The 15,636-nt window shown below is 49.2% G+C and carries 14 protein-coding genes; 6 read left to right on the top strand and 8 right to left on the bottom strand.

The window, feature by feature from the left end; genetic code table 11:
- Positions 1–11: 11 nt before the first annotated feature.
- A complete protein-coding gene (locus tag L5462_RS01875) occupies positions 12–1,217 on the bottom strand; it encodes a methionine adenosyltransferase (protein ID WP_013296541.1) in 1,206 nt (401 codons plus the stop codon).
- Positions 1,218–1,313: 96 nt separating this feature from the next.
- On the opposite strand from L5462_RS01875, the gene L5462_RS01870 reads away from it, so the two are divergent.
- Positions 1,314–1,676, top strand: coding sequence for a DUF192 domain-containing protein (locus L5462_RS01870; protein ID WP_237779143.1), 363 nt, complete (start codon positions 1,314–1,316; stop codon positions 1,674–1,676).
- 47 nt (positions 1,677–1,723) lie between these two features.
- On the opposite strand, the gene L5462_RS01865 is transcribed toward L5462_RS01870, so the two are convergent.
- From L5462_RS01865 to L5462_RS01835, 7 genes are all read right to left on the bottom strand, one after another.
- The gene (locus tag L5462_RS01865) at positions 1,724–2,116 is read right to left on the bottom strand and encodes a HEAT repeat domain-containing protein (RefSeq protein WP_237779142.1); all 393 of its coding nucleotides are present in this window, start codon (positions 2,114–2,116) and stop codon (positions 1,724–1,726) included.
- Between the two features lie 108 nt (positions 2,117–2,224).
- Positions 2,225–2,920, bottom strand: coding sequence for a dihydromethanopterin reductase (acceptor) (locus tag L5462_RS01860; protein WP_237779141.1), 696 nt, complete (start codon positions 2,918–2,920; stop codon positions 2,225–2,227).
- Positions 2,921–4,192, bottom strand: a complete 1,272-nt coding sequence (gene glyA / locus L5462_RS01855) for a serine hydroxymethyltransferase (RefSeq protein WP_237779140.1) — start codon at positions 4,190–4,192, stop codon at positions 2,921–2,923. It lies immediately after the preceding gene.
- Positions 4,193–4,411: 219 nt separating this feature from the next.
- Positions 4,412–6,391, bottom strand: a complete 1,980-nt coding sequence (gene hdrA, locus L5462_RS01850; RefSeq protein ID WP_237779139.1) for a H(2):CoB-CoM heterodisulfide ferredoxin reductase subunit HdrA — start codon at positions 6,389–6,391, stop codon at positions 4,412–4,414.
- Positions 6,392–6,573: 182 nt separating this feature from the next.
- Positions 6,574–7,473 carry an AEC family transporter gene (locus L5462_RS01845; protein ID WP_237779138.1) on the bottom strand — a complete coding sequence of 300 codons (900 nt, stop codon included), beginning with the start codon at positions 7,471–7,473 and terminating at the stop codon, positions 6,574–6,576.
- A 27-nt stretch (positions 7,474–7,500) separates the two neighbouring features.
- Complete coding sequence (radA, locus tag L5462_RS01840) at positions 7,501–8,436, bottom strand: DNA repair and recombination protein RadA (protein WP_237779137.1); 936 nt, start codon at positions 8,434–8,436, stop codon at positions 7,501–7,503.
- A 24-nt stretch (positions 8,437–8,460) separates the two neighbouring features.
- Positions 8,461–10,839, bottom strand: a complete 2,379-nt coding sequence (locus L5462_RS01835) for an OB-fold nucleic acid binding domain-containing protein (protein WP_237779136.1) — start codon at positions 10,837–10,839, stop codon at positions 8,461–8,463.
- Positions 10,840–11,164: 325 nt separating this feature from the next.
- Between L5462_RS01835 and hacA the strand changes: the two genes are divergently transcribed.
- The 5 genes from hacA to ribH all read left to right on the top strand — a co-directional run bounded on the left by hacA (position 11,165) and on the right by ribH (position 15,623).
- The gene (gene hacA / locus L5462_RS01830) at positions 11,165–12,421 is read left to right on the top strand and encodes a homoaconitase large subunit (RefSeq protein WP_237779135.1); all 1,257 of its coding nucleotides are present in this window, start codon (positions 11,165–11,167) and stop codon (positions 12,419–12,421) included.
- Between the two features lie 15 nt (positions 12,422–12,436).
- Positions 12,437–12,925, top strand: coding sequence for a 3-isopropylmalate dehydratase small subunit (locus L5462_RS01825; protein WP_237779134.1), 489 nt, complete (start codon positions 12,437–12,439; stop codon positions 12,923–12,925).
- A 5-nt stretch (positions 12,926–12,930) separates the two neighbouring features.
- Positions 12,931–13,911, top strand: coding sequence for a 3-isopropylmalate dehydrogenase (locus L5462_RS01820; protein ID WP_237779133.1), 981 nt, complete (start codon positions 12,931–12,933; stop codon positions 13,909–13,911).
- 4 nt (positions 13,912–13,915) lie between these two features.
- On the top strand, positions 13,916–15,109 hold the full coding sequence (locus tag L5462_RS01815; protein ID WP_237779132.1) for a cysteine desulfurase: 1,194 nt from the start codon (positions 13,916–13,918) through the stop codon (positions 15,107–15,109).
- Between the two features lie 97 nt (positions 15,110–15,206).
- On the top strand, positions 15,207–15,623 hold the full coding sequence (gene ribH, locus L5462_RS01810; RefSeq protein ID WP_237779131.1) for a 6,7-dimethyl-8-ribityllumazine synthase: 417 nt from the start codon (positions 15,207–15,209) through the stop codon (positions 15,621–15,623).
- Positions 15,624–15,636 lie beyond the last annotated feature (13 nt).

Below are 15,636 nucleotides of genomic sequence, written 5' to 3'. Positions count from 1 at the left end.
TCAGATGGATATTAGAATGTCCGGAGCTGACCCTTGACCAGCATCTCGGTTATGCTCGGTATGTCCTCGAGCCATGCGTCCATTACTCCTGAAACCTTTCCTGTGATGTCATCCATGGTGTAGCCATCCTCAAGGATCACCTGGGCTGTGGCGGCCTTGGGGTGGTCAATTGGCTTTCCTATCTGGCTGAGTATCATTATATGGACCTGTTTAACTCCCTCTATGCTCTCAACTATGTCTGCGGCCATCTGGTTTGAGAGCAGATTGTAGATCTTACCTACATGGTTTATGGGGTTCTTACCTGATGTTGCCTCCATGGACATTGGCCTGTTGGGTGTTATGAGGCCGTTGGCCCTGTTACCCCTTCCCACTGATCCGTCATCACCCATCTCAGCGGAGGTCCCTGTAACTGTTATGTAAACGGATGGCTCATCGTCCTCACAGCGGTCGGCTGTATTTACAAAAACCTCAAGGTTTCTCTCTGTGATCCCTGAGGCCAGCTTGAATACCTCATCCTTCACCACATTCTTGATTTCAAGGTATTCCTCAAGGTCTGATACGTATCTGTCCACCATTGCACAGGCAACGGTGAGTGTTATGTTGTCATTTTCCCTGAGACCCATGACCTTTATGTCCTCACCCACTGCAGGGTATTTTTTCTTGAATTCAGGGGAGTTGAGGAGGTTCTCTGCCTCCATCACTATCCTCTCGGTCTCTGAGAATGGTGCGAATCCAACCCCGAATGATGTGTCATTTGATAGTGGTGCCCTTCCCTTCCTTGCAAAAACATCCCGCAGGTCCCCTGAACCGTGCCCGATCTTGCACTCCACCACGGTGCAGGTCTCAACATCAAGGTTTATTATGTTGTCCCTGAGGTACTCCTTGGCTGCTGATATGGCTATCCTGTCAAGGCCTATCTTCTCTCCATCAACCTCGGCGATGCCCCTTCCTGTGAGGAGTATCTCTATCGGTTTTATGACTTCACCGCCTCCGAACTGTGGTGCGGATTCCCCGGCTGTTATCTGTACCTCGTCGGTGTTGTGGTGCATTATGGCACCGAATCTGTCAAGGTAGGCGTTGCAGAGGGCCCTGCTCACTGATTCAGCTATCCCGTCACTTATACTGTCAGGGTGTCCTATGCCCTTCCTTTCAACTATCTCCACCTTCTGGTCCTCGATTGGTGTCTGGTTAAGGGGTTCAACGATAATATTTCTCACACTGATAACCTCCTGATGAATATGCACAATAATGGTTTATGGTTTTGAGCTGATGATATAAATAAATATAACACAGTGTTTTCAGGAGAATCTATGATGGAGAAAGAGGTGTTCAATAAGACAAGGGGCGCCACTCTTGGTGCTGTGAGGTTTGCAGATACATTCCTTTCACGTTTCAGGGGCTTGATGCTCAGGAGGAACGTTGAGACTGGACTTGTACTTGAAATACCCGAGGGACGTGGGAGATACGGCTCAGGAATACACATGTTCTTCATGCTGGTTCCGCTTGACGTTCTATTCGTTGATGAGGATATGCGGGTGGTTGATGTGGCTGAACTCAAACCATGGCAGGTCTACAACCCAGTAAAACCTGCAAGATATGTCATAGAACTTAAAAAAGGAAAAATTGAGGAATCTGGAACCCAAATAGGCGATATGCTGGAATTTCGGGATATCTGAGATTCTGCCTCAGGGGACCTCCCAGAACATTCAATATTCCATGAGATCTAGGATCTCGCCCTCTTTTTTATCTCGGAGATTGCAACCTCCGCCACCCTCCGAACCATTGGGCTCTCATCGTCAAGAAGCCCCTCAAGGTCCTTGACTGAATCCTCATCACCGAGTATTCCAAGGGCCAGGGCACACGCGTACCTCACACCAGGTTTCTCATCTGAAAGATGCTCCCTGAGGGGTCCAACAGCCCTTTTATCATCAAAGGTTGCAAGGGCAAGTGCGGCAGCCTCCCTTACATGGTAGTCCTCGTCATCAAGGGCCTCTATGAGTGGTTCCACAGCCCGGGGATCTGCAACCTCTGCAAGGAGTTCAACAGCGTCCTCACGCACAACCCAGTCCGGGTTTTTGAGTTCCTCAAGGAGAAAATCAATCCTCTTAGCCTCCATTAAAACACCCCCTATTCCCATATTTCTATTGGAGATGATAATTAAATTTTATGAAGAAGTGGTATGGGTGCTGGCCTTAAGAAATGCTTTTAAAGGGCTTTGAAATGGTCAGATGGTCCTTAAAATCTCCCTGGGCCCATCAAACACAGTTATACCCTCCATCTCAGAGAGTCTCTCTGTGTTTCTGATGTCCACCTCCCTCATGTGGATGGTTATTATCCTTCCGCCTGAGACGGCACCATATGGACATGCGCTATGACACAGCCCGCAGCCCCTGCACTTCAGAAGCCTTATCTCAATTCCCGGAACTATTGCGTCCCCTGGACATGCCGCCGCGGCAAGGCACTGCTCGCATCTCCTGCAGAGTTCAAGTTCAAGTTTTGATGGGAGGACCGTTTCAACGTCGCCCTCCTCAAGGTCCACCGGGACGCAGTACACCGGCACTCCGCCTTTACCTGCCTGGGCCACGGCGTTTGTCACAAGTGTATCGGCTATGCCATGAACTATCTTGGCCACGGTATTGGATGTTACAGGGGAGACCACAAGAAGATCATATCTACCCATGGAGAGCCTGCCTGTTATGGGGAAGCTGTAGCCCTCGTCACTTTCAAGTACAAGTTCCCTGTAGTATCCACCTGAAAGTCTCCTGACCCTCTCAAAGAGGCCGTACATCCTTAGAACCTCTTCTGAGGCTCCTGATAGGAGTATGGTTACCTCGTGGCCCCTAGAAACCAGCTCCTCCAGCACCTCAACACTCTCAAGAAGCAGGTGCCCGGCCCCTGTGAATGCCCAGGCAATTCTCATCTACCGGATCTCCATGTACTTGTAGGCCTCTGACTCCTCAAAGGCGTAGTGGACCTTTGTATAGGAAGACATGAACTCTGAAACCTCTTCCTTAACGTCCCTGCCGTCAATAACAACCCTCTTTATGTATTCTGCAACCTCTGACATCTCTGACTCCTTCATGCCACGCCTCGTTATCTCCTGTGTACCTATCCTTATTCCTGATGGGTCGTCTGACCTGTTAACATCGTCCCATGGGAGAAGGTTCTTGTTGAGTATTATGTTGTTGGCCTCAAGTCTCTTGGATATCTCTGCGGCCCTTCCAATGTCTGATACATCCATCACAACCTGATGGGATTCTGTGAAGTCGAGATGCTCACAGAGTACGTTGAATCCAAGTTCATTGAGGCTTTCTGCTAGTTTCTTTGCGTTTCTGATTGTCTGTGCCGCGTATTCACTTCCAAATTCAAGCATCTCTGCGGTTGCTATTCCGAGGCCTGCCACGTGGTGGAGGTGGTGGTTACTCACAAGTCCAGGGAAGACCGCCTCATCTATGTCATCTGCAAGTTCCTCCCTGCAGAGGATTATACCACCCTGGGGTCCTGGGAAGGTTTTATGTGTGCTTCCCACGAGCATATCGGCGCCCTCCCTGAGGGGATCCTGGAAGTATCCGCCTGCAATGAGGCCAAGGACGTGGGCGCCGTCGTACATTATCCTTGCACCCACCTCCTCTGCTGCCTCAACAGCCTCCTCCACAGGGTGGGGGAAGAGGAAGAGGCTTCCGCCGAATAGTATTATCCTTGGTTTGACCTCAAGGATTTTTTTCTTCATTGCATCAGCGTCTATGTTCATGTTTTCAAAGTCAAAGGGATGGGTGTATATTTTGAATCCCCTGACACCGGCTGCACTGACCCTGGCATGGGATATGTGGCCGCCGTATGGGACCTCCATGGCCATTATGGAGTCGCCAACATCTGCAGTTGCAAAGAAGCAGGCGAGGTTGGCCACAACACCCGATGTTGGCTGGACATTGGCATGCTCTGCCCTGAAGAGTTTCTTTGAGAGTTCAATTGTGATCTCTTCAATCTCATCTATGTACCTGCAGCCCTCATAGAGCCTCTCACCGGGGAGGCCCTCTGCATAGCGGTGTGACAGGTCAGAGATGAGTGCCTCCTTGACCCTTGAACTCGTTATATTTTCACTTGCTATGAGGTTGATGCTTGACTCCATCCAGCTGTTATGATCCCTCATGAGGTCTCTTATTCTCTCGGTATAATCCTGATTGCTGACCATGAAAATCATCTCCATTAGGAAGTAGTTAAAATTACAATATAAAATTGGTGCCGGTGATTTTATCTGTAGCCAACCATGAGATCAGGGTGATGACTCCTGCAGGGGACCAAGAAAAAGAGGCTGATGCCAGACAGGAGATACAGAAATAGCATTGAAAGATAATAAATCAAATCAGCCTTTATTGAATAAAAGAAATGGTTTTGATGGGTATCAGCCCATCTATTTTGAAGCGGGTTCGTTGAGTGCAGCTTCGATCTGAGCCATGATCTGCTCTGTTTTGAAGTGCTGCTGGTCCATTGTGCCTGATGGGCATGCTGCCACGCAGGTACCGCAACCCTTACAGAGGGCCACGTTTACGTTGGCGTGCCCTTCCTCTATGCTTATGGCACCGAATGGGCAGAGCTCGATGCAGACCTCACAGCCACCGCAGACGTCGGAATCTGTAACTGCGATTATTGGCTCAATTTCCACTTCACCCTTGACCATTGGTATTGCTGCACGTGCAGCTGCACCTGAAGCCTGTGCAACAGCGTCAGGGATGTCCTTTGGACCCTGAGCCACACCTGCAAGGTACACACCATCTGTCAGTGTGTCAACAGGCCTGAGTTTTGGGTGTGCTTCCATGAGGAATCCGTCTGCAGATTTGGATAGACCGATTGTCTGCCTCAGTGTCTCTGCACCCTCTGGTGGCACGAGACCCACACCAAGGACGACCATGTCGTAGTCGTACTCTGTGACCTTACCCAGGAGCGTGTCCTCTGATCTCACTGTGAGTGTGAGGTCAGGGTTTTCGATGACCTCGGCGGGTCGTCCCCTTATGAATTTGATTCCGTATTTCTCCTGTGAGCGTTTGTAGAATTCCTCGAATCCTTTACCGAATGCCCTTATGTCCATGTAGTAGAGTGTGACCTCTGTGTCAGGCATTTTGTCCTTGATGAGCTGTGCGTTCTTCATGATGTACATACAGCAGACACGGGAACAGTAGGGTTTTCCAACCTGTTCGTCCCTTGAACCCACACAGTGGATGAATGCAACCCTCTTTGGTTTTTCACCGTCTGATGGTTTGAGGACCTTACCATCGGTTGGACCTGAGGCGTTGATCATCCTTTCGAGTTCAAGACCTGTTATTACGTTGGTGTGTCGGCCGTAACCGTATTCGAGTTTCTCTGTTGGGTCGTAGGCGTCGTATCCTGTTGCCACGATTATTGTACCAACTTCGATTTCGATTTCCTCTGGTTCCTGGTCGTGTTTAACGGCTCCCCTTTCACAGACCTCATCACAGAGCATGCACTCTATACAGTAGTCCTTGTCTATGGTTGCGCAGAGCGGGACGGCCTGTGGGAATGGTATGTAGACAGCCTTGGTCATACCGATTCCCTCGTCGAAGTAGTTGGGCATTTCAATTGGGCATACCTCTACGCAGGAACCGCATCCGGTACAGAGGTCCTCGTCTATGTACCTTGGTTTTTTCTCGATTTTGACCTTGAAGTTACCTATGTAACCGTCAACCTCCTTAACCTCAGCGTAGGTTATGAGTTCAATGTTGTCGTGTTTACCCACATCCACCATTTTTGGTGCGAGGATACACATTGAACAGTCGAGGGTCGGGAAGGTTTTGTCAAGCTGACCCATTCTTCCTGAGATACTTGGCCTCTTTTCGACCATGTAGGTCTTGAATCCCATGTCGGCCAGGTCAAGGGTAGCCTGTATACCTGCAACACCTCCACCGATGACGAGGGCCTTGTCATCCACACTAACCTTTGATGCCTCGAGGGGCTCCAGGAGCCTTGCCTTGGCAACAGCCATCCTCACAAGGTCCTTGGCCTTTTCTGTTGCGCCCTCAGGGTTGTCCATGTGGACCCATGAGTCGTGTTCCCTTATGTTTGCAAATTCGAAGAGGAACTGGTTGAGTCCTGCTTCCTCAACACATCTCCTGAAGGTTGGTTCGTGGAGCCTTGGGGAACATGCAGCCACAACTACCCTGTTTATCCCGAGTTCCTTGATGTCCTTCTGTATCTCGAGCTGACCTGGGTCAGAACAGTAGTACTTGTAGTCCTTTGCAACCACAACGTTTGGTAGTTTCGCAGCGTAGTCCCTTACAGCCTCAATGTCGACCACACCGCCGATGTTTACACCGCAGTGGCAGACGTAAACACCGATTTTTGGTTCTTCCATTGTTTCTTTTTTTTCTTCTGCCATTAGATCACCTTGCATAGAGATATCTAGCAATGACATTTATTTGATGTAAGGTATAGCACACTGCTAAATAAACATTTCTATCAAAAATTTTAAGTAAGATTTATATACTATTACATTTATTTTTATAAGATAGGCAAAATTTAAAAATATTTTCATTATATTTCGAATTTAAAATAAATTTTTCAGAGTATAATGGACCATACTGGCAGTGACACAAGACACAGTATTGTGCTCATGAATATGCATGATGACACAAGGTCAACGTCAAGGTCATTCTCAATTGCAAGTACCCCTGCAAGCATGGCCGAGGGCATTGATGCCTCAAGCACCGTTACAGAGAAGTCCAGACCCTTAAATGATAAGAGGTAAACGATAAATGCCGCAATCAGAGGGGAGACCATGAGTCTCAAGGCACTCACAAATGTGGCCTCAGTCAGCGAATCCCTCAGGAACCTGAAATTCAGCGACAGACCAAGTGAAATCATTATGAGGGGAACCGCTGCACCGGCTAGATAACCAAGGACGGTCCCTACCATTCCCACGGGCAATCCAGTCAGGTTGAAGGTAACCCCAAGTATGAATGCCCAGAGGGGTGGGAAGGTGGCTGCCCTTTTAACGACTGCAGTCCCTTCGGCCCCTGAGATAAATGATAGTATAAGCCCAAGGGATGTGAACATCACTGTTGTACCTGTATCATAGAATATGGCCCTCAAAAGACCATCAGATCCAAATATTCCCTCAGTTACAGGGTAACCCAGGAAACCTGAGTTCATCATTGCTGCAGCCACAATTATCCCCCAGGTTTTCCTGGAATCCATACCCCTCCTTCCTGCCCATAGATAGGCTATGGTTCCTGATAATGCTCCTGTGGTTATACAGACCAGCGGTATCAGAAAGAGATCCGCGATTCCGCTTAAATCGGCCCTGTAGAGTGATGTGAATATCAGTGAGGGTATTGCAAGGTTGATGACAATCCGGTTGAGGGATGATGCATCCTCCTCCCTCAGCATGCCCCCCAGTTTAAGTGCATGGCCTGTGAGGACAAGGATCAGTATGGACAGAACCGTTTCAAAGGAACCCATAAAAATCAAATAAAAATTAATTAGGGTTTAGTCAACGATACCAGCTTCTGTTATCTTGAAGACACACTCACCCTCCGGGAGGTGGGGGCTGTCAACAAGTCTTGCTATCCTCTTACCTGCAAGTCCCTTCTTGAGCCAGAGGCGGTAGGTGGCTGCATGGCCCAGGACGTGTCCTCCTATCGCCTTTGTGGGGCTTCCAAAGAAGGCGTCGGGTCTTGCCTGAACCTGGTTTGTTACAAAGACAGCTGCATTGTAGGTGTTTGCTATGTTCTGGAGGGTGTGGAGGTGCTGGTTGAGCTTCTGCTGCCTTGTTGCCAGGGCCTCCCTCCCAACATACTCCGCCCTGAAGTGGGCTGTGAGGGAGTCCACAATTACGAGGCGTATGTTCTTACCCTCCTGTATGAGCTCATTCACCTTCTCTGCCATGAGTATCTGGTGACTTGAGTTGAATGCCCTTGCAATGTGTATCTTATTTAGAACCTCCTCAAGGTCAAGTTCAAAGGCGTTGGCTATCTGCTCTATCCTTTCTGGACGGAATGTGTTCTCTGTATCTATGAAAACTGCCTCGGCATCCAGTCCTCCCATCTCCTCCGGCAGCTGCACAGTCACTGCAAGTTCATGGGATAGCTGGCTCTTACCTGAACCGAACTCTCCGAAAACCTCGGTTATTGCCTGTGTTTCAATCCCGCCGCCTATTAGTTCATCCAGGGCCTTGCTCCCTGTTGTTATTCGGCCCACGTCCTTTCGGCGTTCCATCACATCAAAGGCTGTTTCAAAGTCTATCTTCTCAGCCCTTCTAGCAGCCTCTATCACCTTTTCAGCCACTCCCTCGCCAATTTCCGCCTTCACAGAGAGTTCCTTGGCGGTGGCTGTGGCAAGACGCATCATGTCCCCGAATCCTGCGTCCCTTAGTTTCTGTGCCGTTTTGGCCCCTACATTTGGTAGATCTTCCAGTTCAACCATTTTAATCTCCCTTAAATTTCAATTTTAAAGTTCAACCTTCACAACCTTTCTGGGTATAAACCTTGGTTCCTCATTGTATTCATCAAAATCCGCGTTTCCAATAACCTCTACAGTGACACCGTTAAGGTCCTCAACCCTCTCCTCAAGGGCCGATTCATCTGCAGACTGGTTTATGATATCCACCACCTCCCTTGTGGACATCCCCAGGATTTTTTCAGCCTCCCTTCCAAAGAAGGTTATGAGTACCTCACCGGTATCATCCATGATCCTCCCCGGGATCATCAGGAGGTATCGGGGCTCGTCCACAAGGGCGCCGCAGAAGTTACAGATGTTCTCGTCAGAGAGCTCAAGCCTCTCATTGCACGATGGGCACTTTATGGACAGAATTCTCCTCCCTGCCATTTCTGTGAGTTCACCCTTTATCATGACATTTCTCGAATCCTCCTGAAGGTCCTCAATGTTTACATGTGGATAGAGGATCTCCTGGAGCTCCTCAAATGATGGTAACACGCTGATATCCCTTTCAGTTGCCGGTTCAATCCTTGAATTTCTTCCTATGCTGAGTTCAAGTCTCTCTCCGCCCATATCATCCCTGTAGATTACGCGGGGGTTTTCTATTCTCACTGCATCTCCGATGCTCAGTGGTTTCTCCGCAGCATCATCCCAGAGGCTTGCCCTTATGGATCCTGTGTCATCAGCAAATTCCACGGTTCTCACAAGGCCGGGTGTCCCGTCACCCCTCTGGAACTCCCTGGGATCAAAGAGATCAACCACCCTTGCAATTATCCTTATGTTCCTGTCGTCCTCCTCAAGTTCATCGATCTTCTTTGTGGTGTAGAGCATCTCCTCAAGCTCCTCAAAGGAGGGAAGATCCTCAATATCCTCTGGGAGGGGCTCAACTATCCTGGTTGTTCTTCCTGTGTTGAGTTCCACGCTGTAAAGGCCCAGCCTTATTCGTGCATTCTCTATTCTCACCGCATCCCCCACATTCAGGGGTTTTTCTGCCTTCTCGTCCCAGAGGCTGACCCTTATCCTGCCGGTCTCATCTGCAAGTTCCATTGACCTCACTATTCCGGTTCCATCCTGCCTCTCAAATTCCCTGGGGTCGCTGAGGCTGAATATCCTGCCTGCAACATCAACCTCCTCACCCTCATCCTCCATTTCAAGTATCTCGGCTATCTTGAGGGGTCTAAGATGCTCCCTGTACTCCTCAAGGACCTTAAGGAGCGAACCATCAGATTCGGGGTTGACGGTAATTCGGGTGTTGAAGTTTGTGTTTATGCGGTATGACTGGTTGAACTCATCAAATTCAACCCTTGCACCGGATATCCTGACAATGTCCCCCTTGTTGATCCTTATGCGGGTGTCATCATCCCAGAGTGTCACCCTTGCAGAGCCGGTATCATCTGTAATCTCAATGGATCTTACAGAGCCTGTTGTTCCATCATTCCTTTCAAATTCCACAGGGTCATGAACCCTTGTTACGAGGCCCATTACGGTTGCACTCTCCATTTCATGGAGGTCCCCTATCTTAACCACCTTCTCACTGTACTCCGGGACATCATATTCGCCCGGCACGATCCTGGTCAGACTGGTGTGTGTGAGTGTTACATTATCATCCCTTCTCCTTGTCTGGGCCCCCAGTATTTTAACCGCATCTCCCTCCTTAAGGCCAAGCTCCTCCACAAGGCTGACGTCGTTGTTCCATATGGTGTATGTGGTTGAACCGGTTTCATCCATTATTTCAAGTGAAAGGAACCTTCCCTCACGGCCATCCCTCTCAAAGGTCCTCACCCGGGATATGCCTGTTATCCTTGCAATGACGTTGACCTCCTGGTCCTCTGCAAGGTCAGCGATAGGGGTTATCTCCTCCCTGTATTCTGGAAAGTCCGGGAAATCCGCAGGGTCAAGGACCTCAACCCTTGACCTTGGCATGAGATGTGCCTCCTTTCTGCCTCCAAACCCGCCCCTTATTCTAACATCCCTTATCCTGATTACATCGCCCTCACTGAATTTTTTGAGGAGCTTCATGTTCTCTGTCCAGAAAACAGTTCGAAGTTCACCTGTGTTATCTGCGATGATCACATTGGCAAGTTTTCCCTCTCTTCCCTTCCTTGTGGTGAAGGTCCTGGGGCTTGATATTTTCATGACCCTACCTGTCACCGGCGCCTCTGCACCCTCCTCAAGTTTGGATATGGTATCCATCCTGTGCTCTTCCTTTTCTGATAGCATCGTATTTTCATCCCTGAGGATCTCATCAACGACCGTGGTTGCAATTGCAACATCATCCATGAATCCTACGTCCCCATATTCCTCTTTTCTTTTCTCTATTAGCTCCTGAAATTCCTCAAGGGACATTCTGTCCTTAATCCTCTCATATTCCCTCTTAAGTTCTTCCTTCATTTGGGTCCCTCACTTGATTAATAATATCACGCACCGTCTATAAAAGACTTGGTGAGGTCCTGGAAACTAATATTCCTGAAACTGTTACTACCTTGTATTACTTAATATTTAAATTTTATTATCAAAGTATTTATTAATGGTGGGTGAAAATATAACTGTAAAATTCAGCCGAGTTTTTCAGTATGAAGGTGGAATGCAGATATCCAGTGAACATATGGGGACATTTGAACCTTAAGGATGCTCTAATTTTCACAGCCAGTCCCATGGATCCATTGCTGGAAATTTTGTAATGCCTTCAGTATATTCTGCTAAAGGAGGATAGAAGATGTCTATGACTGTTTCTGAGAAAATACTTGCCAGGGCTTCAGATAAAGACCGAGTGGAGGCCGGTGAAATAGTTATGGCCAGTATAGATGTCGCCATGACCCATGACCTCACAGGGCCCCTGTCGGTTGAATCCTTTGAAAGGATAGGCAGGGAAAGGGTCTGGGACCCTGAAAAAATCGTTGTGATATTCGACCATCAGGTACCTGCAGATTCCCTCGATGCTGCCCAGAACCACATGATAATGAGGGACTTTGTGAGGGAACAGGGTATAAAGAATTTCTATGATGTCAGGGAGGGCGTATGCCACCAGGTGCTACCTGAAAAGGGACATGTGGTGCCTGGAGAGGTTATTGTTGGGACAGACTCCCACACCTGCACCCACGGTGCCCTGGGGGCCTTCACCACCGGTATAGGGTCAACTGACATGGCAATGGTCTTTGCCACCGGAAAACTGTGGTTCAGGGTACCTGAAACAATACGCTTCGAGATAAGCGGCTCACTCAGAAAACATGTGTATGCAAAGGACGTCATACTGAACATCATAGGGGAGGTTGGGGCAGATGGTGCCACCTACATGGCCTGTGAATTTGCAGGTGAAACCGTTGCAGATATGAGCGTATCAGACCGTATGGTGCTCTCCAACATGGCAATAGAGATGGGGGGTAAAACAGGAATAGTTGAACCTGATGAAAAAACCATAAAGTACGTGAAAAGGAGATCGGATAAACCCTACAGGGTATTCAGGACAGACCCTGATGCACCCTCCCTCAGTGTAATGGAGGTTGATGTTTCTGACCTTGAACCCCAGGTGGCATGCCCCCACAACGTTGACAATGTGAAGCCCGTCAGTGAGGTGGATGTTGAGATAGACCAGGTTTTCCTTGGCTCATGTACAAACGGCCGCCTCAGTGACCTCAGGGATGCCGCAGCGATACTGAAAAACAGGGAGGTTGCAGACAACGTCAGAATGCTCGTGATACCCGCCTCAAGGGAGGTCTACCGCAGGGCCCTCTCAGAGGGTCTCATGGAGATATTCGTGGATGCCGGCGCCCTCGTATGCAACCCCTGCTGCGGACCATGTCTCGGAGGCCATGTGGGACTTGTTGGGCCGGGAGAGGTCAGCCTTTCAACATCAAACAGGAACTTCAGGGGCAGGCAGGGAAGCCCTGAAGCAGAGGTATACCTATCATCAGCGGCGGTTGCAGCCGCATCTGCAGTTACAGGCAGAATCACCCACCCTGCTGAACTTGAATAGTGGAGGTGCTTAGATATGAAAGGAAGAGTCTGGAAATTCCCCGATGACGTGGACACGGACATAATCATACCAGGAAGATACCTTGTGATGCGTGACCCTGAAAAACTCAGGGAACATGTCATGGAGGGCCTCGACCCTGAATTCTCCTCGAAGGTCAGGCCAGGTGACTTCATAGTTGCCGGGAAGAACTTTGGATGTGGATCATCAAGGGAGCACGCCCCCCTTGCCCTCAAGGGTGCCGGAATAGCCGCGGTCATTGCAGAGTCCTTTGCCAGGATATTCTACAGGAACGCCATAAATGTGGGTATACCCCTCCTTGAGGCCCCAGGGATAACAGATAAGCTCAACGAGGGTGATGAGATAGAGGTGGACCTCGAAAGGGGCGTTATAATACGGGGAGAGGAGGAATTCCCCTTCAAGAGACTCCCTGATTTCATGGTGGAAATACTTGAAAGTGGGGGTCTCATACCCTACCTCAGGAAAAAGGGAGAATTTGACGGGTGAATACCATGAAGATAGCCGTTATACCCGGTGATGGTATCGGTAAGGAGGTCATGGAGGCCGCCCTCCACGTACTTGGGGAACTGGACCTTGAACCTGAATTTCTATATGCAGAGGCAGGGGATGAGTGCCTTGAGAGTAGAGGGACAGCCCTTCCAGATGAAACAATTGAAATCATCGGTGAGGCAGACGCCACCCTCTTTGGTGCTGCAGGTGAAAGTGCAGCGGATGTTATAGTTAAATTAAGGCGTGAATTTGATCTTTTTGCGAATTTGAGGCCTGTTAAGTCCCTCCCTGGCGTCCCCTGCCTCTACCCTGACCTTGACTTTGTTATAGTGAGGGAGAACACAGAGGACCTCTATGTGGGTGATGAGGAGTTCACTGCTGATGGTGCTGTTGCAAGGAGGATCATAACACGCCGTGCTTCCAGAAGAATCAGCAGGTTCGCATTTGAGTATGCCCGGAGGGAGGGCTGGAGTCGTGTGACCGCGGTGCACAAGGCCAATGTCCTTAAAAAGACCGATGGGGTGTTCAGGGAGGAATTCTACCGGGTGGCATCAGATTACCCTGAGATGGAGGCAGAGGACTACTATGTGGACGCCACAGCCATGTACCTCATAACACAGCCCCAGGAATTCCAGGTTCTGGTCACTACAAACCTCTTCGGGGACATACTCTCAGACGAAGCAGCAGGACTCATCGGAGGACTCGGACTCGCACCATCAGCAAACATAGGAGAAAAAAACGCAATATTCGAACCAGTCCACGGATCAGCACCCCAGATAGCCGGAAAAAACATAGCAAACCCCACAGCCATGATACTCACAACAACACTCATGCTAAAACACCTCAACAAAACCCCGGAAGCACACAAAATACAGAAAGCACTGGAAAAAACCCTTGAAGCAGGACTCGTTACACCCGACCTGGGTGGAAGTCTCGGTACAATGGAAATGGCCGCTGAGATAGCAAAAAGAATTGAGGGGTGATCCTGTGCGTACAGAGGACGTGAGGGCCGACATACCACTCCTCAGGGAAAAGGTGTACCTTGATGCTGCAAGCACAACTCCAACACCCCTCCCCATTGTGAGGGCCATGACAGAGTACTTTGAAGGATACAACGCCAATACGGGACGCGGGGCGTATTCACTTGCAGTTGAAGCAACCATAAAACTTCAGGAAGCACGAAAAAAGGTTGCGGGATTCATAAATGCCTCTGAAGACGAAATAGTATTCACAAAGAACACCTCTGAGGCCATAAACATTGTGGCAGGCGGCCTTGAATTCAGGAAGGGGGACTCTGTGGTTGTACCAAACATCGAACACCACTCCAACTTCCTGCCCTGGCTCAGGCTGCGTGAAAGGGGTGTTGATGTAAGGATAGTGAGGGCAGATGAAAATGGCACCGTGGACCCTGCAAGGGTTGAGGAGGCGGTCGATGAGACCACACGACTTGTAACCATAACCCACATATCCAATGCCCTCGGCACGGTGCAGGATGTGAAGGAGGTGGGAAGGATTGCCCATGAAAACGGTGCACTCTACATGATTGACGGGGCCCAGTCCATTGGACATATGAAGGTCGATGTTAGGGAGTTAGGGGCAGACTTTGCAGCCTTCCCTGGTCACAAGGGGACCCTGGGTCCAGTGGGGACAGGTTTCCTCTACTGCAGGGGGGAGTGCCAGGATGAACTTGAACCATTCATGCTGGGTGGGGGTACCGTCATTGATGTCTCAGAAGATGACTACGTCCTCGAAGAGTTTCCCTCAAGGTTCGAGGCAGGAACCCTCAACATAGCAGGTTTCATAGGTCTTGGTGCATCCGTAGACTACATCAACAGGATAGGAATCCATAAAATCAGAAAGCATGGCCTGAAAATGACCGGAAAACTCTACAGTGAGGTTTCATCCATTGATAAAATCCAGTGCTATGGTGACCCCCAAAATATTTATGGTATTCTTTCCTTCAACATAGATAATATGGACCCCCATGACGTTGCAAAGCTGCTGGATGAAACCGCCGGTGTGTGTGTTAGAAGCGGCCATCACTGCGCGATACCCGCCATGAGGCACCTTGGAGTTCATGAATCCGGTGGCACCGTGAGGGCATCCATACACTACTACAATACAGAGGAGGACATTGATGTCCTTGCAGAAACCCTGAGGGAAATATCAAGGATGGGGTGATGGTATGAATAAGGCACAGATAATAGCATTGCTCATAGTAATTATAATGGTCTTGAGTACCATTGCAGGCGCGCTTGTGCTCTAAAGGAGGTATTAAATGGTAAATGTCAGAATAGGGGCTGTGGTAGCCGAATTCAACTATGACATAACACATATGATGCTTGAACTTGCAAAAGAACATGCTAAATTTCTTGAATCCGAAATAACAAGGGTAATTGCCGTTCCAGGGGTATTCGATATGCCGCTCGCGGTTAAGAAGCTTCTCCTGGATGATGAAATCGATGCAGTTATCACACTGGGGGCTGTTATTGAGGGGGCAACGGACCATGACCAGATAGTGGTTCAGCATGCCTCACGTAAGATAGCGGACCTTTCACTCGAATATGATAAGCCCGTGGCCCTGGGAATATCCGGCCCCGGTATGACGAGGCTTGAGGCCCACCAGCGCGTTGACTATGCAAAGAGGGCCGTTGAGGCCGCCGTTAAAATGTACAGAAGACTCAACGAAATTTGATATTTCTGGAGAA

The organism is Methanothermobacter sp. K4, from assembly GCF_022014235.1.
Lineage (GTDB): Archaea > Methanobacteriota > Methanobacteria > Methanobacteriales > Methanothermobacteraceae > Methanothermobacter.
Note: the sequence above shows the minus strand (reverse complement) of the source record. Positions and strands in the feature narration are given on the sequence as shown.

What these genes read in the sequence shown, in the direction of transcription:
- L5462_RS01820 (WP_237779133.1), top strand. Translation starts at nt 12,931, where the DNA reads ATGAAGATAGCCGTTATACCCGGTGATGGTATCGGTAAGGAGGTCATG.
- L5462_RS01835 (WP_237779136.1), bottom strand. Translation starts at nt 10,839, where the DNA reads ATGAAGGAAGAACTTAAGAGGGAATATGAGAGGATTAAGGACAGAATG.
- L5462_RS01860 (WP_237779141.1), bottom strand. Translation starts at nt 2,920, where the DNA reads ATGAGAATTGCCTGGGCATTCACAGGGGCCGGGCACCTGCTTCTTGAG.
- L5462_RS01870 (WP_237779143.1), top strand. Translation starts at nt 1,314, where the DNA reads ATGGAGAAAGAGGTGTTCAATAAGACAAGGGGCGCCACTCTTGGTGCT.
- ribH (WP_237779131.1), top strand. Translation starts at nt 15,207, where the DNA reads ATGGTAAATGTCAGAATAGGGGCTGTGGTAGCCGAATTCAACTATGAC.
- L5462_RS01865 (WP_237779142.1), bottom strand. Translation starts at nt 2,116, where the DNA reads ATGGAGGCTAAGAGGATTGATTTTCTCCTTGAGGAACTCAAAAACCCG.
- hdrA (WP_237779139.1), bottom strand. Translation starts at nt 6,391, where the DNA reads ATGGCAGAAGAAAAAAAAGAAACAATGGAAGAACCAAAAATCGGTGTT.
- L5462_RS01825 (WP_237779134.1), top strand. Translation starts at nt 12,437, where the DNA reads ATGAAAGGAAGAGTCTGGAAATTCCCCGATGACGTGGACACGGACATA.
- hacA (WP_237779135.1), top strand. Translation starts at nt 11,165, where the DNA reads ATGTCTATGACTGTTTCTGAGAAAATACTTGCCAGGGCTTCAGATAAA.
- radA (WP_237779137.1), bottom strand. Translation starts at nt 8,436, where the DNA reads ATGGTTGAACTGGAAGATCTACCAAATGTAGGGGCCAAAACGGCACAG.
- glyA (WP_237779140.1), bottom strand. Translation starts at nt 4,192, where the DNA reads ATGGTCAGCAATCAGGATTATACCGAGAGAATAAGAGACCTCATGAGG.
- L5462_RS01845 (WP_237779138.1), bottom strand. Translation starts at nt 7,473, where the DNA reads ATGGGTTCCTTTGAAACGGTTCTGTCCATACTGATCCTTGTCCTCACA.